Source organism: Pseudomonas sp. FW300-N2A2 (genome assembly GCF_017351735.1).
Taxonomy (GTDB): Bacteria; Pseudomonadota; Gammaproteobacteria; order Pseudomonadales; family Pseudomonadaceae; genus Aquipseudomonas; species Aquipseudomonas migulae.
The window spans coordinates 51,870-73,407 of the sequence record NZ_JACNDU010000009.1 but is presented as its reverse complement, the minus strand read 5'-3'; the positions used below and the strand labels follow the sequence as shown (position 1 = coordinate 73,407).

Here is a 21,538-nt window from a genome sequence, read left to right as displayed (position 1 = left end):
TTCATATGCGTGTTCCCTTTCGCCTGATTGGCGGTGTATTGGTTGCCACCTTGCTGACCCAGGTAACCGCTTGCGGCTCGATCTTCTACCCTGATCGCCGCGGGCAGATCGAAGGCAAGATTGACCCGGCCATCGCCGCGCTGGATGCCGTGGGCCTGCTGTTCTACATCATCCCCGGCCTGATCGCGTTTGCCGTGGACTTTGCCACCGGCGCGATTTACTACGCACCGGGCGAGACCGCGCAGGTGGCGCCGGAAAAACTCAAGGAAGCGATCGGTGCCGACGGCAAGGTCGATACCCACAAATTGCAGACTATTCTTGAAACCGAACTGGGCCGCAGCTTCCCGCTGGACGACCCACGTTTGATTCAACACAAGGGCAGCACTCAGCAACTGGCCTTGCTCGGCCTGCAACCTGCCGCGTAATCCGTGCACATAAAGGAATAGCCGCACTTATGATTTCCAGCTCCGAACACGCCCGCCTGCTGCGGCTGGCGACCCGTGCCTCGGTGGCGGTGGCGTGCACGTTGATCGTCGCCAAAGCCATCGCGTGGTGGTTGAGCGGTTCGGTGAGCATGCTCGCCGGGTTGACCGACTCGGCCCTTGACGGTATCGCCTCGCTGCTCAACCTGCTGGCAGTGCATTACGCCCTGCGCCCCGCCGATGAAGATCACCGTTACGGGCACGGCAAGGCCGAATCGCTGGCGGGCATGGCGCAGGCGTTGTTCATTGGTGGCAGTGCGGTGCTGATTGCGTTGCAGGCGTTTGATCGGCTCAAGCATCCGGAACCGGTGGGTGCGCCGTGGATCAGCATCGGCGTGATCGTGTTTTCCCTGGCGCTGACATTGGTCCTGCTGATGTTGCAGCATCGGGTCGTCAAGGCTACCGGCTCCAACGCGGTGCGTGCCGATTCCCTGCATTACCGTTCGGACTTGCTGCTCAATGGCAGCATTCTGGTTGCGCTGGTGCTGGCCGGGGTTGGCTGGCATCAGATGGACGCGTGGTTTGGCCTGGGGATCGCCGCCTACATCTTCTGGAGCGCCATTCAAATCGCCCGGGAAAGTTTTAAGGTGCTGATGGACGAGGAATTGCCGCCAGACGTCAGCCAACACATGCTCGAACTGGCCTGCAGCGTACCGGGGGTGCTGGGCGCGCATGACCTGCGCACACGGGTGTCCGGCAACCAGTGGTTCGTGCAATTGCACCTGGAATTGCCGGGGGAGCTGACCCTGTCAGTCGCTCACGGCATCAGCGATCAGGCGGCCGATGCAATTCACGCGGCGTACCCGCGAGCCGAGGTGCTGGTGCACGCCGACCCGCAGGAAGTGGTGAAGGCCGCCAGGGCAAATCAGAAACTCACCTGATACCCGCGACTGCTCAGGCAGTTGCCCTGGGCCTGGCGGTAGGCTTGCACCACCGACGGATCCGGCTGGTAGGTGGCCGTGCGCGGATCGAAGCCACTCTGCTGCACCGCGTATTGATAACACTCGTAGCCGTCCTGATTGACCTGCTGCGGCGACTGCCCGTTGGCGGGATACGCCACCACGTCATAGCCATTGCCGGTCGGTTGCGGTTGCACGGGCGGCTCGACCACCACGTAATCCTGAGTGCTTTCCTGATAGGCGTAGTACGAGCCCGCCGCCAGGAACAACAGCGCGCCGCCGATCCACACTTCACGGGCGTAATCAGGCAGGTAGCTGACGCGAATCCCGCGCGGTGGCTGCACCACGACATAACGCGGGCCAAGCGGGCGATACCAGTAGCCGCCGGAGAAGAAATAATCCTGCCCACGATACGGCACGCGATAGTCGCGGTCCGGGAAGCGGTCGATCACATGCCCGGGACGGTACTGCGGGCCTGGCCCCCAACCGTTACCGTGGCCATTCGGACGACCGGCCCAATGATGATCGTCGGGACGTGAACCCGGCCCGACGGTCTGCCATTGCTGGTTGTAACCATTGTTTCGCGGGATGTCCTGATAGTAACCACGTTGCGGCTGCTGGGTCTGGCGCACGGTGTCGGGCCGGCCCTGGATCGGCAAGTCGTTGGCCGGCAATTGTGGCGGCGGCGGTGGCGGCCGGACGGGACTGTTGAAGTCGCGCGGCGGGTTGTCTCGCGGCTGATTGTTTTGCCACTGCCCGCCATTGCGCGACTGGCCGTTGTTCTCGAACTGACGACTGTTGTCGCCACGAATGATGTCGTTGTTTTGCGGGCGCGGCTGATTGTTGCCGCCACGGCCCTGATTGTTGCCCTGATGACCGTCACCGCGTTGTCCATTGTCGGGACCCCGGTTCTGCGGCTCATCGGCCAGCGATTGCGCAGTGACACTGACACACAGCAAACCAACACCGGCCAAACGCCAGATGCGCGACTTCATGCTTTTCCTCACTGCGGGTTAGGGCCTGTACGTAAGACTGGGAAAGCACAGGCCGGTTCTGCAACAGGTTATCAGTCGCACAACTTATTTATTGAGGGCGGGTGAAAAATTGCGGGCAAAAGAAAAGGGAGACCCGTCGGCCTCCCTTTGAGAACTTCGTCCGTGCTCGACGCTTATGACGTCGGCTCACCTCACGCCGTCTTCTGGACAGTGTGTAGCTCGGGGGCCGGCACATCCCCGGTGGGGGTGGCGGCCGCGACTGGCCTGATTGGGCGAGTCGCTGTGGACTGTTTGTCCGAGCAGTGATTCTGGTGATAAGAATAGGCCTGGGGCGCCGGCAGAGGATTGCGAAGATTGCTCAAATAAACATGACTTGCGCAATTTTTAACCCTGGATAGATAATCTGCCGCAATCGATATGACAAAGGCCTGATTGATGAGCAAACTCGACCGATACGACCTAAGCATTTTGGCGGAATTGCAGCGCGACGCGCGCATCTCCAACCAGGAGCTGGCCGAACGCATCGGCCTGTCACCTTCACCGTGCTCGCGCCGGGTCAAGCAACTGGAAGACGACGGCTACATCACCCGCCAGGTGGCCCTGCTGGATCGCAAAATGCTTGGCCTGAGCCTGACTGCTTACGTGCTGATCGGCATGGACCGGCATACGCCGGAGCGATTCGAGAACTTCGAAGCGGCGATTCGCACCTTGCCGCAAGTGCTTGAATGCAGCCTGGTGACGGGGATGGATGCGGACTATCAACTCAAGGTGGTGGTGCCGGACATGGATCACTATCAGAAATTGCTGCTGGGGCACCTGACAAGGATTGAAGGGGTGACGAGTGTGCGGTCGAGTTTTGTGTTGAATCAGGTGCTCAACAGCACCGAACTGCCGCTGACTCATCTGCGTAGCTGAGGACGCCTTCGCGGGCAAGCCTCGCTCCTACAGGTTTTGCGCGAGCCCTTGTAGGAGCGAGGCTTGCCCGCGAAGGGGCCGGAACAGGCGACGAATAGCTGCGACACGCTGCCGCAGGTCAATGCCGCACCAATCCCCCATGCCGTATACTCCAGCGCCTTTTAGCCCCGCCCCCGCTGGAGATGTCCGATGGATCCTGCAGTATTCGAAGAGTGGATGATGACCGGACTGGTCAGCATTCTGATCATTTTCATGGGTTTCATCGTCTGGGATCTGGCAAAGAAATCCAAGGCCGGGCGCTTTGGCTCGTTCATCCTGTTCTTCGTGCTCGGTCTGGGCGTGGCCGCGTTCGTGATCAAAAGCGTGGTGATCGGCCTGATCGAATCCGGCACGTTATAAGCGCGCCGGCACTTCTTTCCACTGGCCCTGATCGAGCCCTTCGATCGACCAGTCGCCGATCCTGACCCGCACCAGCCGCAACGTCGGCAAGCCGACCGCGGCGGTCATGCGTCGGACCTGACGGTTACGCCCCTCGCGAATCACCAGTTCCAGCCAACTGGTCGGCACGCTTTTGCGAAAGCGCACCGGCGGGTTGCGCGGCCACAGTTGCGGCTCATCCAGTTGCCGCGCTTGCGCGGGCAAGGTCATGCCGTCATTCAGCTCGACGCCATCACGCAAACGCTGCAACTGCTCGGCACTCGGCTCACCTTCCACTTGCACCCAATACGTCTTGGCCAGTTTGTGCTTGGGGTCGGCAATCCGCGCCTGGAGCTGGCCGTCGTTGGTCAGCAGCAGCAACCCTTCGCTGTCACGATCCAGACGGCCCGCCGGATAGATTCCGGGAATCTCGATGAAATCCTTGAGCGTCGCCCGCCCTTCGCCGTCGCTGAATTGCGTCAGCACATCGAACGGTTTGTTGAACAGAATCAGCTTCGGCTCGGCCGGAGGCGCCTTGGCGACACGGCGCGGGGCTGATGACGGGGCGTTCGCGCCGGGGCGGCGGGACACGGGACGTTGGGGACGGGACATGGCGAAGAGAACATCTAACGGTCAGGGCTGCTAATGCTAGTGCCCTGACCGCCAAATGACCATGACAACTCTCAATCAGCGGAACGGCGGCTCGTCGAAGCTGCGCAGTTTGCGCGAGTGCAACGAGTTGAGTTCGGTGCGCAACAAGTCCACCGCCTCGATACCGATCTTCAAGTGCTGGCTGACCGCGCGCTCATAAAAGGCGTTGGCCGAACCCGGCAGCTTGATTTCGCTGTGCAGCGGTTTGTCCGAGACGCAAAGCAATGTGCCGTACGGCACCCGCAAGCGATAACCTTGCGCGGCGATGGTGCCGCTTTCCATGTCCACCGCCACGGCGCGGGACAGGTTGATCAGCGGACGTTCCTGGGCCCAGCGCAATTCCCAGTTACGGTCGTCGTAAGTCAGCACGGTGCCGGTGCGCAGGCGTTTCTTCAGCTCGTCGCCCTTCTCGCCGGTGATGTTGGCCGCCGCTTGCTGCAACGCCATCTGCACCTCGGCCAGGGCCGGAATCGGAATGTTCGGCGGCACGACCCGGTCGAGAATCCCGTCGCGGCGCATGTAGGCGTGAGCCAACACATAATCGCCAATGGTCTGCGACTGACGCAGGCCGCCGCAGTGACCGATCATCAGCCAGCAATGCGGACGCAATACCGCCAGATGGTCGGTGATGTTCTTGGCGTTGGACGGGCCGACGCCGATGTTCACCAGGGTCACGCCGTGGCCGTCGCTGGCGATCAGGTGATAGGCCGGCATTTGATAGCGATGCCAGACCACGCCGGCCGCAATCGCCGACGCTTCGCCATGATCCATGCTCTTTTCGATGATCACGTTGCCCGGCAGCACCATGCGCACGAAACGTGGATCGCTGCGCAACTGCTCAAGGCCATGAACAATGAACTGGTCAACGTAGCGGTGGTAGTTGGTCAGCAGAATCCACGGCTGCACATGGCGCCAGTCGCTGCCGGTGTAATGCACGAGGCGGCGCAGGGAGAAATCCACCCGCGCGGCATCGAACAGGGCCAGCGGCAGCGGATCGGTGTTTTCCCAATCGTACAAACCGTCAGCGATGCCATCGGTGGCGGCGGACAGATCGGTACTCGGGAACACCCGCGCCAGCACGGCTGCGGTCACGCCGGAGCCGGCCAGCTCATCGCCCTGCTCGACCACATACGGATAAGGAATGTTCTGCTGGCTGATGCCGACTTCCACGGTCACGGTGAAGTCGTGCATCAGCGGCACGAGCTGTTCCAGCAAGTATTTACGGAAAGCCGCCGGATGGGTGACGGTGACGCTGTAGGTCCCCGGCAGCTGCACCTTGGCGTAGGCGCGGGTGGTTTGCGGGACTTCGCCCTGGCAGTGGTAGGTCAGACGCAGTTCAGGATAACGAAACATCGCACGCTGTTCGGCGTCCGGTTCAACTCGATCCTTGAGGTAACGCTTGAGCGCCTGGCTCAGCGCGGTGGTTGCGCGATTGTGCAAGTGAGCAAGCCGGTCCACGGCTTGCTCGGCGGTTTGAACGATAATAAAAGCTTCGGTCACGATCAGCATCCTGTGTTCTGACTTGCAGGCCTTCATCTTGCCTGCATCGTCGCTTCACGGGAACAGTGGTGGCTACACAAATGCCAAGTCCACAGTAGATCCAATGTGGGAGCGAGACCGGCTTGCCGGCGATGACGGTGTGTCAGTCAATGAATAAGTTGACTGCCAGTCCGCTATCGCGAGCAGGCTCGCTCCCACAGGGGGTTTGTGTTGGTTATAGATGCGGGGTCGAGCGGGCGACGATCGCTTCGACATCCAGCCCTCGCGGCAACGCACCGTATACGCGACCGGCGTCGCCAAGGCGGCTGGCGATGAACGCATCGCTGACCACCGAATTGCCGGCCTCCAGCAAGAGCTTGGCTTGCAGCCCCAACGCAATGTCTTCGGTGAGCTGCCGCGCACGATACTGAATGTCGCTGGTGTCCTTGAACGCCGACTGCAATTGGCTAATGTGTGCGGCCAGCCGTTTGTCGCCGTGACCATCACCCAACTCGCTGAACAGCACATCGAGCACACCCGGCTCTTTCGACAGCGCCCGCAACACATCCAGGCATTGCACGTTGCCTGAACCTTCCCACGTCGAATTGACCGGTGCCTCGCGGTACAAGCGCGGCAGGATGCTGTCTTCGACATACCCGGCACCGCCCATGCATTCGGCGGCTTCGTTGATCATCGCGGGCGCGCGCTTGCAGATCCAGTACTTGCCCACTGCGGTCACCAGGCGGGCGAATTTCGCTTCGTGCCCGTCATCCAGATGATCCAGCGCCTTGCCCATGCGCAGGCTCAACGCCAACGCGGCTTCGCTCTCCAGGGCCAGATCGGCGAGGACGTTCTGCATCAACGGTTGTTCGCTGAGCAGCTTGCCGCCGACGCTGCGATGGGCGCAGTGATGACTGGCCTGGGTCAGCGCCTGACGCATCAAGGCGCTGGAACCGACCATGCAATCGAAGCGGGTCATGGCAACCATTTCGATGATGGTCGGGACGCCACGCCCCTCTTCACCGACCATCCACGCCAGCGCACCGCGAAACTCGACTTCGCTGGAGGCGTTGGAGCAATTGCCGAGTTTGTTTTTCAGGCGCTGGATGTAGAACTGATTGCGCGTGTCGTCGGGGCGATGGCGTGGCAACAGGAAGCAGGTCAAACCTTTGTCGGTCTGGGCCAGCGTGAGGAAGGCATCGCACATCGGCGCAGAACAGAACCATTTGTGGCCGACCAGTTCGTAGGCCTGGCCCGGTCCGCTGGCACCCACCGGATACGCCTTGGTGGTGTTGGCCCGCACATCGGTGCCGCCCTGTTTCTCGGTCATCGCCATGCCAATGGTGACACCGGCCTTGTGGGCCATGCCGACATTGCGCGGGTCGTATTCGGTGGCGAGGATTTTCGGCAGCCATTGCCGGGCGAGATCGGGTTGCAAGCGCATCGCCGGCACACTGGCGAAGGTCATGGTCAATGGGCAACCGCTGCCGGCTTCAGCCTGGCTGTGCAGGTAGGTCATGGAAGCGCGGGCGACATGGGCGCCGTCCTGTGGATGCGCCCAGGGCAGCGAGGTCAAACCGTGCTCGATCGCCGTGCGCATCAGCTCGTGATACGCCGGGTGAAACTCCACCAGATCGATGCGGTGACCGTAGCGGTCGTGGCTGTTGAACACCGGTTTGTTCTGGTTGGCCAGGAACCCCGCTTCCATCAGCGGCCCGCCGGCCAGTGCGCCGTAAGTGTCGATCCGCGACTCGGCCCAACCGGCCCCGAAACGCTGCGACCACTCCTGCAAAGGCAGGTCGATGCGATACAGGTTGGCGCCGTCCAGCGACGGCGGCTGGTTGGTGACTTCGTGGGTTTCGGCGAACTGATGCAGGTTCATGACGGGGCTCCTTTGGTCAGCCAAGGAGTTCAGTTAAGCACTGCCCCGAGGCCGAACAAAGTGGCATATCCGCCTAACTGTCGGCGCTTTCGCCTTGTTTTGGACAAAGCACGCGTCGATACAACGCGGCCTGCAAATCTTCGAATTTCACCGGTTTGCTCAGGTAATCGATCAGTGCACCGGTTGGGCAGCGCTCCCGATCAGCGCTCAAGGCAATCATGAACACCGGCAATTCGGCACACCCCGGCAAGTCCCGGATCTGGCAGCAGACAGACTCCCCGTCGAGGGGCGGTAGCTGACAATCGAGGAGTACGGCGTCAAAGGTTTCACGCTGCAGGACTTCCAGCGCGGTCACCCCGTTGTCCGCCGTACGGACCCGAAATCCGAGCTTGAGCAACATGCCGCGCATCACCAATTGATTGATGCTGTTGTCGTCCACCAGCAGCACCGTGCAGTCCTGAGGCAGGCGCAGACGCGGGAATTCCCGGGTCATCAATGGCGTTGTCACGCGCTCGACCACCGGCAATTCAAACTCGACATCAAGCTGGAAGCGGCTGCCGCGACCTGGCTCGGAGCGGTGCGTGAGGTTCCCGCCGAGCAGGTCGACCAGTTGTCGACAGATCGCCAGGCCCACACCGAGGCCGCCATATTCACGGGTCATCGAGCCGTCGAGCTGGAAGAACCGCTGATACAGCGTCGCCTCGCCCAGATCGGTAAAACCAATGCCGGTGTCGATCACCGCAAAGGACAATGCCAGCTTGCCGGGCTCCACGTTTTTACCCGAGACCCGCAGCGCCACCCCGCCCACTCGCGTGAACTTGATCGCGTTATCCAGCAGGCATTCCAGGCATTGCGCCAACTTGACGTTATCGCCGTACAAACGGTCCGGCAGGCCCGGTGTCACCTCGACCTTGAAGTCCAGCGACTTGCCCGACGCGTTGCCTTCGAACTGCACGCGCAAGGTATCGACCACGCTGCGCAAACTGAAGGTGGACGCCGAAGCCTTGAGCTTGCCGGCCTGTAATTCGGTCAGGGTAAGAATGCCGTTGACCATGCGCATCATGTCGCGCGCAGAACCGGCGGCCGTTTGCTGGTATTGCTCCAGCTCCGGGTCCATCTCGACGGTTTGCATCAATTCCAGGGAACCGATCACACCGTTCATGGGGGTGCGCAATTCGTGGGTCAACGTGGCGAGGAATTCATCCTTTAGCTTGTTACTGTGCGCCAGTTGCTGGTTGAGCACTTCAAGCTTCTGGCCAGCATCGAACAAGGTTTGCGCCTGTTGCTCGCGCATGGCGTTGATGCGGTCGGCCAGGGCCAGGGACAGCAGCGCCACCTCGATGGCCGAACCGATCTGGCTGGAATACATGGTCAGGAATACGTTAGGCAGGTAACCCAGCACCATCATCGTATTGATGATGCCGCCGAGCAAAAACGCCGACCAGGCGATGATGAAATAGCGCGCCACCCGCAAGCCGCGCCACCAGGCGAAAAACCCTGCGGCGAAAATCACCACGGTGAACGACAGGGCCAGCGTCGTCGCCAGGCGCAGGGCCAGGGCGTAACTGGTCATCAATGACAACCCGACGACTACCGCACTGAACGCAATCAACGCCAGCAGCAAGCGATCGAGCCAGCGGCTGAGTGTCGCCGTTTGCAGGAAGCTGCGGGCGAACTGGCTGCCGAACAGCCCTGCGCAACCAATGAAGAACGGCGTCGCGGCGTTGGCCCACCACGGGTTGTCCGGCCAGAAATACTCTACGGCCGCGCCATTCACCGACAGCTGATACAGGCCGAACGAGGCAATATAAAAAATGTAATAGAGGTAGCTGGTGTCGCGCACGCTGAGGTAGATGAACAGGTTGTAGACCAGCATCCCCAGCAACACGCCGTAAATCAGGCCCAACACATAAAGCCGCACCGGCTGTTCTTCGAGGAACGCAGTGCTCGACCACAACGTGACCGGCGCCTGGATCGACCCTTCGCTTTGCAGGCGCAAGTACACGGTTTGCGCTTGGTCGGGCGTGAAGTTCAGATCGAACAGGTAGTTGTTCTGGCGAATCTCGCGACTGCTGAACGGCAAGGCGTCGCCGGTCTGACGGGCCAATTGATAGCTACCGCCGGCATCAGGCAAATACAGATCAAGGTGATCGAGGGGCGGATAGGCCAGTTCCAGCAGCCACGTCCGCTGTGCAGCGGGATTGGTCGGGCGGTAATGCAGGTCGATTTTCAGCCAGAATACCGAACGCGAGTAACCGGCGTTGAGCGTGGCCTTGTCATGGGGCTTGAAGTGTCCGGCAGCGGCTTGCGCGCGGATATCGGCAATGCTCGCCTGACCATCGGCGTCTTCGAACACTTGCAGGGTTCGGCCCAAGGGCAGGCTTTGAGTGAACTCATCGAACTCGACTGCGCTTGCCATGAGGGGCAAGCAAAACAGCAACATCAGCAAATAGCGCATTTAAGCCCCAGCGTGGCCTGTCCGGTTATCTCAGGAAGCCCCTCATTCCTTTTGAGTAGACGTAAAACCGGCATTACCTGTTATTGGTTTGGATCCACTCTAGCATAGCCGTTGATGGCCATTGAACACCATTGAAATTTTTCTTGGAAAGGCTCTAGAACGGGTGTTCCAGAGAAGAATATAGAGCCAGAGCTGTTTGCTCGGTCAGATTGTGACAATCCCGGACGACTGCATTTCCTGCCCATGACACTCTATCGGCAGACCTGGCGGGCACTGCACCCGAAAATCGATGTTTGGTGGTAAGCTCGCGCACCATGAATATCTACAGCTCTCGCCCCGTTGTCCTCTGTCTCTCCGGCCACGACCCAAGTGGTGGCGCCGGCTTGCAGGCAGATATCGAAGCCCTGCTTGCCCAGGGATGTCATGCGGCTCCGGCCGTCACCGCCCTGACCGTGCAAGACACGGTCAACGTCACGGATTTCCGCGTCCTCGACCGTGAGTGGGTGCTGGCTCAGGCCAACGCCGTGCTCAACGACTCCGAAGTCGCCGCCGTCAAGCTGGGCATGCTCGGTTCCCTGGAGATGGTCGACACCGTCGTCGAACTGCTTCAGGCGCACCCGCATTTGCCGATGGTCTGCGACCCGGTGCTGCGCGCCGGCGGCGGCGGACGACTGGGCAAGGACGAAGTCGGCTACGCCATGCGCGAACGCCTGCTGCCCCTGGCTATCATCGCCACCCCTAACCTTCCCGAAGCCCGCATCCTCGCTGAACTGCCAGAAGGCACCGCCGACGAGTGCGCTGAAAAACTCCTGCCGTTCGTCAAACACCTGCTGATCACCGGCGGCCACGGTGATGAACACGAAATACACAATCGCCTGTACAGCCGCGACGGTCTGCGCGAAACCTATACCTGCCAGCGCTTGCCCGGCAGTTACCACGGTTCGGGTTGCACATTGGCGAGCGCCCTCGCCGGTCGTCTGGCCCAGGGTGAAAACCTCATCAGTGCCGTGCAGAGCGCGCTTAACTACACGTGGCGCACCCTGCGCGATGCCGAGCAGTTGGGCAAAGGCCAGTTCGTGCCGCGCCGCCTGCCACTGGATTTCTGTTCGTAACGCCATGAGGCTTGCCCGATGAAACTACGTGGCCTGTACGCCATTACCGACAGCCAGTTACTGGCCGGTAAATTTCTTTCGTACGTGGAGGCGGCGCTGGAAGGCGGCGTCACCCTGCTGCAATACCGCGACAAGAGCAGCGACGAGGCCCGCCGTCTGCGTGAAGCTGAAGCCCTGCGCGATCTGTGCGAACGCTACAAGACCCATCTGATCATCAATGACGATGCCGAACTGGCCGCACGCCTGAACGTCGGCGTGCACCTGGGCCAGACCGACGGCCCGCTGACCCCGGCCCGTGCGTTGCTCGGTCGCCAGGCGATCATCGGTTCGACCTGTCACGCGCAACTCGAACTCGCCGAACAAGCGGCCAAAGAAGGCGCCAGTTATGTCGCCTTCGGCCGTTTCTTCAATTCCAGTACCAAACCCGGCGCACCGACTTGCAGCCTCGAACTGCTCGACCAGGCCCGCAGCACATTGCACCTGCCGATCTGCGCGATCGGCGGCATCACCCTGGAAAACGCCGCCCCGCTGGTGGCCCACGGGGTCGATCTGCTGGCGGTGGTCCACGGCCTGTTTGGCGCCGAGAGCACGGCTGAAGTGACCCGCCGCGCCCGCGCATTCAACGAATTACTAAAAATCTGATTTGAGAGCCCCATCATGTCTCGTTCCGAAACGCTGTTTGCCAATGCCCAGAAACACATTCCCGGTGGCGTGAATTCGCCTGTTCGCGCGTTCAAGAGCGTTGGCGGCACCCCCCTGTTTTTCAAACACGCTGAAGGCGCCTACGTCACCGACGAAGACGACAAGCGTTATGTGGATTACGTCGGTTCCTGGGGGCCGATGATCCTCGGCCACAGCCATCCGGACGTGCTGGACGCGGTGCGCAAGCAGCTGGAACACGGCTTGTCCTATGGCGCCCCGACCGAGATGGAAACCGAGATGGCCGACCTGGTCTGCTCGATTGTGCCATCGATGGAAATGGTGCGCATGGTCAGCTCCGGCACCGAAGCGACCATGAGCGCGATTCGCCTGGCCCGTGGTTTCACCGGTCGCGACAGCATCATCAAGTTCGAAGGCTGCTACCACGGCCACTCCGACAGCCTGCTGGTTAAAGCAGGTTCCGGCGCCCTGACCCAAGGTGTGCCGAGCTCGGCCGGTGTACCGGCGGCCTTCGCCAAACACACCCTGACCCTGCCGTTCAACGACATCGACGCCGTGGAAACCATGCTCGCTGAAGTGGGCCAGGACGTGGCCTGCATCATCGTCGAGCCGGTGGCCGGCAACATGAACTGCGTACCGCCGGCACCGGGCTTCCTCGAAGGCCTGCGGACCCTGTGCGACAAGCACGGCGTGGTGCTGATTTTCGACGAAGTGATGACCGGTTTCCGCGTTGCCCTCAGCGGCGCTCAAGCGCATTACGGCGTTACGCCAGACCTGACCACATTCGGCAAGATCATCGGTGGTGGCATGCCGGTTGGCTGCTTCGGCGGCAAACGCGCAATCATGTCGCACATCGCGCCACTGGGCCCGGTGTACCAGGCTGGCACCTTGTCGGGTAACCCGCTGGCCATGGCGGCCGGTCTGACGACCTTGCGCCTGATCAGCCGCCCAGGCTTCCACGCCGAACTGAGCGACTACACCAGCCGCCTGCTCGATGGCCTGCAACAGCGCGCCGACGCTGCCGGCATTCCGTTCGTGACCACCCAGGCCGGTGGCATGTTCGGCTTGTACTTCAGCGGCGCCGACGACATCGTCACCTTCGATGACGTGATGGCCAGCGACGCGAAGCTGTTCGGCCGCTTCTTCCACCTTATGCTCGAAGGTGGCGTGTACCTGGCGCCAAGTGCATTCGAAGCCGGCTTCACCTCGATCGCCCATGGCGAAGCCGAGTTGAAACTGACCCTGGATGCCGCCGAGCGCGCTTTCGCTGCATTGAAATAACGTTGTACCGCTGACGTTGGCGATTGCCAGCGTCAGCTTTCACCTACATTCCCGCCTCTTTTCCTACTCACCTGCCAATAATCCCCCGTAAAGTGGGCGATATATTCCCCGTGCAGCAGAAAAACGAGTAAAGACTTTGTAAGGTTGGCCCTGCTTATTTCATAATGCGCGCTTATTGGATCCCCTCGTTGGGTCCGCGCGCCCTTCAGAGGTAAGTCGATTCCCATGAACCGCACCGGCCGCGCCCTTGCAATGGGCTGCCTGTTGCTCCTTCAGCCCCTGCTCGCGCTCGCACAAGCAGGCGGCAACTCGTTGTTAATCCCAGCGATGGGTCGCTGCACCCTCAATACCCAGCCGCAAGACCTGGCACAGGCGCTCGCCGCCTGTCAGAAAGCGTCGGATGAAGGGGATGCGCAAGCGCAATACGAGTTGGGTGAGTTCTACTACGACGGCAAAAACACCCCGCGCGATCTCAAGAAAGCCCTGGACTACTTCGAAAAGGCCTCGCTGCAAGGCCATGCCCAGGCGCAATTCAAACTCGGCACCATGTTCTTCCACGGCGAAGGTGTACCGGCCAATAACGTTCAGGCGTACATCGTGCTGAAAATGGCGGCGGTCAATGGTGCGGAAGAAGCGCTGGATACGGCGGATGAAGTCGCCGAGAAGATGCCGCGTGAAGAGCTTGAGGTTGCGACCCAGGTGCTTGGGCAGATCTTCCGCAAGTACCTGATGGAATTGCAGAGCGCCGATGGGCGTACGCCGTTTTCGCCTCTTCCCTGATTTCTGCCTCGATCTTTCTGGCCCCTTCGCGGGCAAGCCTCGCTCCTACAGGTCTTATGCGCACACATAACCTGTAGGAGCGAGGCTTGCCCGCGAAGGGCGCGACCCGGTCTTGAGCCTTACTTCTCAGGCATCGGCATCGGAAACGGCATCACATTGCCGACCGCGCCACGGGCTTCGCTGATTTTCGGGGTGCCCAGACGCTCGACTTCGTCGATGCGCACGATCGAATGCATCGGCACAAAACTGCGCACCACGCCCTCGAACTGCGCCTTGAGCTTCTCTTCGCTCGGGTCGACGACCACTTGCGTGCGCTCGCCAAAGACGAACTCTTCCACTTCCAGGAAGCCCCACAGATCACTTTGATAGATCTGCTTGGCGTACATTTCGTACACCTGGCCCTGATTGAGGAAAATCACCTTGTAGATTGGAGCTTCACGTTTGGTCATGGTGGGCGAGCAACACATCGGGGGATAAAAATGAGGGCGCGAACTATAGCATAGCCACCGGACGCGCAACGGTAGGAACCTTGGGACATGTTCCCTATAATGCGCGGTTCTTTGAATCACGTGATGACTGTATCCATGGCCAAGAAGCTTTACATCGAAACCCACGGTTGCCAGATGAACGAGTACGACAGCTCGCGCATGGTTGATCTGCTGGGTGAACATCAGGCCCTGGAAGTCACCGCTCGCGCAGAAGACGCCGACGTGATCCTGCTCAACACCTGCTCGATCCGCGAACGCGCCCAGGACCGGGTGTATTCCCAGCTCGGCCGCTGGCGTGAACTGAAACTGGCGAACCCGGAGATGGTGATCGCCGTCGGCGGTTGCGTCGCCAGCCAGGAAGGCGCCGCCATCCGCGATCGCGCACCGTACGTCGACGTGGTGTTCGGCCCACAAACCCTGCACCGTTTGCCGGAAATGATCGACGCCGCACGCGCCACCAAGCTGCCGCAAGTCGACGTCTCGTTCCCGGAAATCGAAAAATTCGACCACCTGCCCGAGCCGCGCATCGATGGCCCGAGCGCATATGTGTCGGTGATGGAAGGTTGCAGCAAGTACTGCACATTCTGCGTGGTGCCCTACACCCGCGGCGAAGAAGTCAGCCGCCCGTTCGATGACGTGATTGCCGAGATCATCCACCTCGCCGAGAACGGCGTGCGTGAAGTGACGTTGCTGGGCCAGAACGTCAACGGCTATCGCGGCACCACTCACGATGGTCGCCTGGCGGACCTCGCCGAGCTGATCCGCGTGGTCGCCGCTGTCGATGGCATCGACCGGATTCGTTACACCACTTCGCACCCGCTGGAGTTCTCCGACAGCCTGATCCAGGCCCACGCCGAGGTACCGGAACTGGTGAAACACCTGCACTTGCCGGTGCAATCGGGTTCGGACCGCATTCTGTCGGCGATGAAGCGCAACCACACGGCGCTGGAATACAAATCCAAACTGCGCAAACTGCGCGCCGCAGTACCGGGGATCTGCATCAGCTCGGACTTCATCGTCGGCTTCCCGGGCGAAACCGAAAAAGACTTCGAACAGACCATGAAGCTGATCGAAGACGTCGGTTTCGACTTCTCCTATTCGTTCGTCTATAGCCAGCGCCCAGGCACGCCGGCAGCCGATCTGGCCGACGAAACGCCGGAAGAACTGAAAAAAGAACGCCTGAACGCCTTGCAACATCGCCTGAATCAGCAAGGTTTCGAGATCAGCCGACAAATGGTCGGTTCGGTCCAGCGGATCCTGGTGACCGATTACTCGAAAAAAGACCCTGGCGAGCTGCAGGGCCGGACCGAGAATAACCGGATCGTCAACTTCCGCTGCGACAATCCAACCCTGATAGGTCAGTTTGCCGACGTGCACATCGATGCGGCACAACCGCACTCGCTGCGCGGCTCTCTAATTCAATGACACCACAAAACCTGTAGGAGCGAGGCTTGCCCGCGAAGGTTGCGCCGCGATCTGTCATACGGACCGCGTTATCGTTCTTCGCGGGCAAGCCTTGCTCCTACAGGGGACGGTGTTTGGCACTGGATTATTTAAGAGCTTTCGCACCCAGGCCACTGGCGTTATCCTTGATTTCATCTTAATTGCCCCAGGGCGGCTAAATACGACCTTGAACGCACCCATAGAACCACATCGTTTTATCCTCGAGCCCTTTGAGGCTCGCCGCTTTGCCAATCTGTGCGGGATGTTCGACGAGCACCTGCGCTTGATCGAGCAACGCCTGACCATCGAAATCCGCAACCGCGGAAATCAGTTCGAGCTGATCGGCGACCCCAAACACACCACCTCCGCGGAAAACCTCCTGCGCCGCCTGTACCGGGAAACCAAGGGTACCGAGCTGTCGCCGGACATGGTTCACCTGTTCCTGCAGGAATCGGCCGTCGAAGAGCTGGACAACGTTTCGCCGTCCGAACCCTCCGTGGCCCTGCGCACCAAAAAAGGCATGATTCGCCCTCGCGGCTTGAATCAGCTGCGCTACGTGAAGGAAATCCTCGGCAACGACATCAACTTCGGCATCGGTCCGGCCGGTACCGGCAAGACCTACCTGGCCGTTGCCTGCGCGGTAGATGCATTGGAACGCGAGCAGATCCGCCGCATCCTGCTGGTGCGCCCAGCGGTTGAAGCGGGCGAAAAACTCGGCTTCCTGCCCGGCGACCTGTCGCAAAAGATCGACCCGTACCTGCGACCGCTCTACGACGCACTCTACGAAATGCTCGGCTTCGAATACGTCGCCAAGCTGATCGAGCGCCAGGTGATCGAAGTCGCGCCGCTGGCCTACATGCGCGGTCGCACGCTGAACAACAGCTTCATCATCCTCGATGAAAGCCAGAACACCACCGTCGAGCAGATGAAGATGTTCCTGACCCGGATCGGCTTCGGTTCCACAGCAGTCATCACCGGTGACATCACCCAGGTCGACCTGCCGAAAGGCACCAAGTCCGGGCTGCACCATGTGATCGAAGTGCTGAAAGACGTACCGGGCATCAGCTTCACCCATTTCATGCCCAAGGACGTCGTGCGCCATCCACTGGTGCAGCGGATCGTCGAAGCCTACGAGCGCTTCGAGAATCGCGGGGTAGACGAAACACCAAAGGACAGCCGCCGCGATGCTTGAGCTTGATCTGCAACTGGCCACCGAAGCATCTGCGCCAAGTGAAGCCGAGTTCCGCCAATGGTGTGAACTGGCCTTGCGCCAGCGCACCGCCGACTCCGAAATGACCATTCGCCTGGTCGACGAAGCCGAGGGTCGCGAGCTGAATCACACCTGGCGGCAAAAGGACTACGCCACCAACGTGCTGTCGTTTCCTGCCGATGTGCCTGACGAATTTCTCGACATCCCTCTGCTGGGCGATCTGGTGATCTGCGTGGCGGTGGTCGAGCGCGAAGCCGCCGAACAAGGCAAGGAACCCAAGGCCCACTGGGCACATCTGGTCATTCACGGCTGCTTGCATCTGCTGGGTTACGACCATATAGATGACGACGAAGCCGAAGAAATGGAAGCACTGGAACGAACGTTGCTTGCTGAGTTGGGCTACCCCGACCCGTACGCGGACGACGAAACAGAAACATCCCCTATCGTTACAACAAAGGATTCAGAGTAATCGCTATGAGCGAAGATCGATCGAGCAACGGGCAGAAGTCATGGCTGGGTAAGCTCACCCAGGCTTTTGCCCACGAGCCGAAGAACCGTCAGGAGCTGCTGGAGCTCCTGCGCGATGCACATCAAAACAAGTTGCTGGACAGCGAAGCGCTGGCCATCGTCGAAGGCGCCATCCAGGTTGCAGACCTGCAAGTACGGGACATCATGGTCCCACGCTCGCAGATGATCAGCATCAAGGCGACCCAGACACCCCGCGAGTTTTTGCCCGCCGTGGTCGACTCGGCCCACTCCCGCTACCCGGTCATCGGCGAAAGCCACGATGACGTGATGGGCGTGTTGCTGGCCAAGGACTTGCTGCCGTTGATCCTCAGGGAGAACGGCGACAGCTTCAACATCAAGGACCTGCTGCGCCCGGCCACCTTCGTGCCCGAGTCCAAGCGCCTGAACGTGCTGCTGCGCGAATTCCGCGCCAACCACAACCACATGGCCATCGTCATCGACGAATACGGCGGCGTGGCGGGTCTGGTGACCATCGAAGACGTGCTGGAACAGATCGTCGGCGACATCGAAGACGAGCATGACGTCGAGGAAGACAGCTACATCAAGCCGCTGCCCAGCGGTGATTTCCTGGTCAAGGCCCTGACGCCGATCGAGAACTTCAACGAATTCTTCGACAGCGAGTTCTCCGACGACGAATTCGACACCGTTGGCGGCCTGGTGATGAGCGCGTTCGGGCACTTGCCAAAACGCAACGAAATCACTGAAATCGGCCCTTACCGCTTCCGCATCCTGAACGCCGACAGCCGTCGGATTCATTTGCTGCGCCTGACACCTATTGCCCGTTAAGGACTGACATGCTCCGCGCAACCCGCCCCGGCTGGCCCGGTAACCTGCTGGCCGTGGCGGCCGGTGCACTCACCACCCTGGCCCTGGCGCCATTCGATATCTGGCCGCTGGCACTGCTGGCGGTCGGGTTCTTTTATGCCGGTTTGCGCGAACTGAACCCACGTCAGGCCCTGGGCCGTGGCTGGTGTTTCGGTTTTGGCCTGTTTGGCGCGGGCACCAGCTGGATCTACTACAGCATTCACAACTTCGGTGGCGCTTCCGTGCTGCTGGCCGGGTTCCTGATGCTGCTCTTCACTGCAGCGATTGCCTGGTTTTTCGCCCTGCCCGCCTGGATCTGGGCGCGCTGGCTGCGACGCAACGAGGCGCCGCTGGCCGATGCCCTGGCATTTGCGGCGTTGTGGGTCGGCCAGGAAGCGTTTCGTGGCTGGTTCCTGACCGGTTTCCCGTGGCTCTACTCCGGTTACAGCCAGCTCGACGGCCCGTTGGCCGGGCTCGCCCCGGTGGGCGGGATGTGGCTGATTTCCTTCACCCTGGCCCTGACCGCCGCACTGATCTACAACGCCTTGCGCCTGGTGAAAGCGGGTCGTAAAGCCTTCATCGCCGCCGGCGTATTGCTGTTGCTCGGCCCTTGGGTCGCCGGCATCGCACTCAAGGGCCATGCCTGGACCACCCCGGCCGGTGAGCCGCTGAGCGTCGCGGCGATTCAAGGCAATATCGAACAAAGCATGAAGTGGGACCCGGCGCAGCTCAATGCGCAACTGGCGCTGTACCGCGACATGAGCTTCAGCTCCAAACCGGTCGACCTGCTGATCTGGCCGGAAACTGCCGTCCCGGTGCTCAAGGAGTCCGCCCAGGGTTACCTGAACATGATGGGAAACTTCGCCGCGGAACGTAAGAGCGCGCTGATTACCGGCGTACCGATCCGTGAAGAGGTTCACCATCAGAAGCGCTTCTACAACGGCATTACCGTAGTGGGTGAAGGCGATGGCACGTACCTCAAGCAAAAACTGGTGCCGTTCGGTGAGTATGTACCGTTGCAGGAAGTGCTGCGCGGGCTGATCGCGTTCTTCGATTTGCCGATGTCGGACTTTGCCCGCGGCCCCGCCGACCAGGCGATGCTGCAAGCCAAGGGTTATCAGATTGCGCCGTTCATCTGCTACGAGGTGGTTTATCCGGAATTCGCCGCCAGCCTTGCCGCTCGCAGCGATCTGTTGCTGACCATCAGCAACGACACCTGGTTTGGCACCTCCATCGGCCCGCTGCAACACTTGCAGATGGCGCAGATGCGCGCACTTGAGGCCGGTCGCTGGATGATCCGCGCCACCAACAACGGCGTCACCGGCCTGATCAACCCGTTTGGGCAGATCACTGTCCAGATCCCACAGTTCGAACGCGGCATTCTGTATGGCGAAGTGGTGCCAATGCACAACCTGACGCCGTATCTTGAATGGCGTTCGTGGCCGCTGATCATCGTGTGCGTGCTGTTGTTCGGCTGGGCGCTGGTCGCGAACCGGATGGCCAAAACCGTCTGAATCTCTGTAGGAGCGAGCTTGCTCGCGATGGACGTGAACGATGACGCGTGTTTGCCGCAAACAAGCGCCGCTTTCAGACTCATCGCGAGCAAGCTCGCTCCTACAGGGAATGTGCAAGTTTTGGGTTATCGGTAAAACAGCGGATACCCCACCTGCCCCGCCGCCTCATTCAACAACATCCCGCTTTGCCACACCGACTTGAATTCCGGGACCCAGCCCGCCAACGGCCGGGCATTATCCACCCCGAGAAACCCCATCGGCGCCGCCACCACCTCAAAACCCGCCTTCTGAAAACTCCAGACCGCTCGCGGCATGTGCCAGGCCTGGGTGACAACGACCACGCGCTTGACCCCTTCCGGCAACAACACCTCAGCACTGAATTGAGCGTTCTCCCACGTGGTGCGGCTGCGCTCTTCCTGCCAGCGCACGGTCACGCCGAAATCATCGCGCAACGAATCGGCCATCAACCTGGCTTCGCTCGGTGGTGTCCCGTAATGCAATCCGCCGCTGGTCAGGATCGGCAAGCCCGACGCCTTCGCCAGCCGCGCCGCATAGCGTTCGCGCTCCAGCGCGACACCGGTCGGCTGGTCGGCACCCCAGGCCAGGTCGCCACGTTCGCGCCCCGCACCGAGCACGATGATCGCGTCGGCGCGCTGAGCCAGGGTTGCCCACTCCTCGCGAGCCAGCGGCGGTTCACGCTCCAGGGCTTTGGCGCCCCATTGCACTGCCACCGGCAGGCTCATCAGCCAGAAGCCGCCCGCCCCCAGCGCAAAGCACACACCGGCAAGGCGCGGTCTTGAGCGGCGAAACCACCAGGCAAGCACCAACAACAGCAACAAAATGCCGGGCGGCATGAGAAGGTGTTTAACGAAGTAACGAAAAGGCATCGAGCATCTCCTGAAGATGCTCGAAGCCTAAGTGGGTTGACGCAATGCGACAACAAATGCGAAAGGACTATGCTTTAAAAAACCACACGCCATGGGTTCAAGTGCCCTTACTTGAATTGCAGAGACCGGACCTTTACCGCGTCTTTGCCGGGTGCCTTGTCCTTGAGCCAGATGATCTTGGCCGAACGTGGTGCGTCGAGTTGCTTCACTGCTTCTGACAAGCATCCGTGTGTTTCACGTTCACTGCGATCCAGATACGCCTTGACCAGTTCAAACTCTGCGGGGCTCAGGCCACGCAGTTCCAGCTCCAGGGGACGTTCATCGCGCAACCGGCCAGCGGTTTTTGCCGCGTCCAAGGCCAATCCCAGACGATCGATCAGTCTTTCGTACAACTCTGGTTTTGTAACTTTTTGCTGTGACTCAACCATCCCTCACCTCATTGAAGATAAGACTCACTCCCCATTTAGAGCTTAGCTTCCATGAACAAACCGGCTGAACGCCGCGACCAACGGCCCTCGCAGCCATTTCTGCGAGACGCGCGGCAGTAATCAGGGTTTCCCTCGGTAGAGTGCGGTCATGTATGCTACGGCGCTTCCTGTAACTCCACTTCCAGCTCGTCTGGGCACCGAAACGCCGATTTGGCGTGATCACCG

The 21,538-nt window shown here is 60.7% G+C and carries 21 protein-coding genes; 13 read left to right on the top strand and 8 right to left on the bottom strand.

Annotated elements, in window-relative coordinates:
• The first annotated feature begins 5 nt into the window (after positions 1-5).
• Together J4E42_RS14445 and J4E42_RS14440 are read left to right on the top strand one after the other, a co-directional pair.
• Positions 6-425: a hypothetical protein gene (locus J4E42_RS14445; RefSeq protein ID WP_008035153.1), complete on the top strand. Its 420-nt coding sequence runs from the start codon at positions 6-8 to the stop codon at positions 423-425.
• A 29-nt stretch (positions 426-454) separates the two neighbouring features.
• Positions 455-1,363, top strand: coding sequence for a cation diffusion facilitator family transporter (locus J4E42_RS14440; RefSeq protein ID WP_207285489.1), 909 nt, complete (start codon positions 455-457; stop codon positions 1,361-1,363).
• Here the strand turns inward: J4E42_RS14440 and J4E42_RS14435 are convergent.
• Positions 1,348-2,376 (bottom strand): DUF6515 family protein, encoded by a 1,029-nt coding sequence (locus J4E42_RS14435; RefSeq protein WP_207285488.1) that lies wholly within the window; start codon positions 2,374-2,376, stop codon positions 1,348-1,350. The genes J4E42_RS14440 and J4E42_RS14435 overlap by 16 nt on opposite strands.
• Positions 2,377-2,811: 435 nt before the next feature.
• Here J4E42_RS14435 and J4E42_RS14430 point away from each other — a divergent pair, with 435 nt between their 5' ends.
• Both J4E42_RS14430 and J4E42_RS14425 read left to right on the top strand, forming a co-directional pair.
• Complete coding sequence (locus J4E42_RS14430) at positions 2,812-3,291, top strand: Lrp/AsnC family transcriptional regulator (protein WP_007894448.1); 480 nt, start codon at positions 2,812-2,814, stop codon at positions 3,289-3,291.
• Positions 3,292-3,480: 189 nt separating this feature from the next.
• On the top strand, positions 3,481-3,690 hold the full coding sequence (locus tag J4E42_RS14425) for a DUF2788 domain-containing protein (RefSeq protein ID WP_007937369.1): 210 nt from the start codon (positions 3,481-3,483) through the stop codon (positions 3,688-3,690).
• Here the strand turns inward: J4E42_RS14425 and J4E42_RS14420 are convergent.
• The 4 genes from J4E42_RS14420 to J4E42_RS14405 form a co-directional block, all read right to left on the bottom strand.
• A complete protein-coding gene (locus tag J4E42_RS14420; RefSeq protein ID WP_259331684.1) occupies positions 3,685-4,320 on the bottom strand; it encodes a pseudouridine synthase in 636 nt (211 codons plus the stop codon). The genes J4E42_RS14425 and J4E42_RS14420 overlap by 6 nt on opposite strands.
• Positions 4,321-4,395: 75 nt before the next feature.
• The gene (gene amn, locus J4E42_RS14415; RefSeq protein ID WP_177318196.1) at positions 4,396-5,895 is read right to left on the bottom strand and encodes an AMP nucleosidase; all 1,500 of its coding nucleotides are present in this window, start codon (positions 5,893-5,895) and stop codon (positions 4,396-4,398) included.
• Between the two features lie 178 nt (positions 5,896-6,073).
• The gene (locus J4E42_RS14410; protein WP_207285487.1) at positions 6,074-7,720 is read right to left on the bottom strand and encodes an acyl-CoA dehydrogenase family protein; all 1,647 of its coding nucleotides are present in this window, start codon (positions 7,718-7,720) and stop codon (positions 6,074-6,076) included.
• 73 nt (positions 7,721-7,793) lie between these two features.
• On the bottom strand, positions 7,794-10,178 hold the full coding sequence (locus J4E42_RS14405; protein WP_207285486.1) for a hybrid sensor histidine kinase/response regulator: 2,385 nt from the start codon (positions 10,176-10,178) through the stop codon (positions 7,794-7,796).
• A gap of 314 nt (positions 10,179-10,492) precedes the next feature.
• Between J4E42_RS14405 and J4E42_RS14400 the strand changes: the two genes are divergently transcribed.
• The 4 genes from J4E42_RS14400 (at position 10,493) to J4E42_RS14385 (ending at position 14,011) form a co-directional block, all read left to right on the top strand.
• A complete protein-coding gene (locus tag J4E42_RS14400; protein WP_008044566.1) occupies positions 10,493-11,290 on the top strand; it encodes a hydroxymethylpyrimidine/phosphomethylpyrimidine kinase in 798 nt (265 codons plus the stop codon).
• Between the two features lie 18 nt (positions 11,291-11,308).
• Complete coding sequence (gene thiE, locus J4E42_RS14395; RefSeq protein ID WP_008044565.1) at positions 11,309-11,932, top strand: thiamine phosphate synthase; 624 nt, start codon at positions 11,309-11,311, stop codon at positions 11,930-11,932.
• A 15-nt stretch (positions 11,933-11,947) separates the two neighbouring features.
• Positions 11,948-13,231 carry a glutamate-1-semialdehyde 2,1-aminomutase gene (hemL, locus tag J4E42_RS14390; RefSeq protein WP_207285485.1) on the top strand — a complete coding sequence of 428 codons (1,284 nt, stop codon included), beginning with the start codon at positions 11,948-11,950 and terminating at the stop codon, positions 13,229-13,231.
• Positions 13,232-13,456: 225 nt separating this feature from the next.
• Positions 13,457-14,011, top strand: coding sequence for a tetratricopeptide repeat protein (locus J4E42_RS14385; protein ID WP_008035122.1), 555 nt, complete (start codon positions 13,457-13,459; stop codon positions 14,009-14,011).
• A gap of 119 nt (positions 14,012-14,130) precedes the next feature.
• Here the strand turns inward: J4E42_RS14385 and J4E42_RS14380 are convergent, their stop codons facing one another.
• Positions 14,131-14,460, bottom strand: coding sequence for a DUF1820 family protein (locus tag J4E42_RS14380; RefSeq protein ID WP_007894425.1), 330 nt, complete (start codon positions 14,458-14,460; stop codon positions 14,131-14,133).
• Between the two features lie 135 nt (positions 14,461-14,595).
• Between J4E42_RS14380 and miaB the strand changes: the two genes are divergently transcribed.
• From miaB to lnt, 5 genes are all read left to right on the top strand, one after another.
• A complete protein-coding gene (gene miaB, locus J4E42_RS14375) occupies positions 14,596-15,924 on the top strand; it encodes a tRNA (N6-isopentenyl adenosine(37)-C2)-methylthiotransferase MiaB (RefSeq protein WP_032832882.1) in 1,329 nt (442 codons plus the stop codon).
• 205 nt (positions 15,925-16,129) lie between these two features.
• Positions 16,130-17,134, top strand: coding sequence for a PhoH family protein (locus J4E42_RS14370; protein ID WP_207285484.1), 1,005 nt, complete (start codon positions 16,130-16,132; stop codon positions 17,132-17,134).
• A complete protein-coding gene (ybeY, locus tag J4E42_RS14365) occupies positions 17,127-17,621 on the top strand; it encodes an rRNA maturation RNase YbeY (protein ID WP_008035119.1) in 495 nt (164 codons plus the stop codon). The genes J4E42_RS14370 and ybeY overlap by 8 nt, the downstream gene beginning before the upstream one ends.
• A gap of 5 nt (positions 17,622-17,626) precedes the next feature.
• Positions 17,627-18,466, top strand: a complete 840-nt coding sequence (locus J4E42_RS14360; protein ID WP_008035118.1) for an HlyC/CorC family transporter — start codon at positions 17,627-17,629, stop codon at positions 18,464-18,466.
• Positions 18,467-18,474: 8 nt separating this feature from the next.
• Positions 18,475-19,998 carry an apolipoprotein N-acyltransferase gene (gene lnt / locus J4E42_RS14355; protein ID WP_207285483.1) on the top strand — a complete coding sequence of 508 codons (1,524 nt, stop codon included), beginning with the start codon at positions 18,475-18,477 and terminating at the stop codon, positions 19,996-19,998.
• Positions 19,999-20,123: 125 nt separating this feature from the next.
• Here the strand turns inward: lnt and J4E42_RS14350 are convergent, their stop codons facing one another.
• On the bottom strand, positions 20,124-20,885 hold the full coding sequence (locus tag J4E42_RS14350) for a YdcF family protein (protein WP_008044554.1): 762 nt from the start codon (positions 20,883-20,885) through the stop codon (positions 20,124-20,126).
• 107 nt (positions 20,886-20,992) lie between these two features.
• Positions 20,993-21,313 carry a hypothetical protein gene (locus tag J4E42_RS14345; protein WP_008044553.1) on the bottom strand — a complete coding sequence of 107 codons (321 nt, stop codon included), beginning with the start codon at positions 21,311-21,313 and terminating at the stop codon, positions 20,993-20,995.
• Between the last annotated feature and the right edge of the window lie 225 nt (positions 21,314-21,538).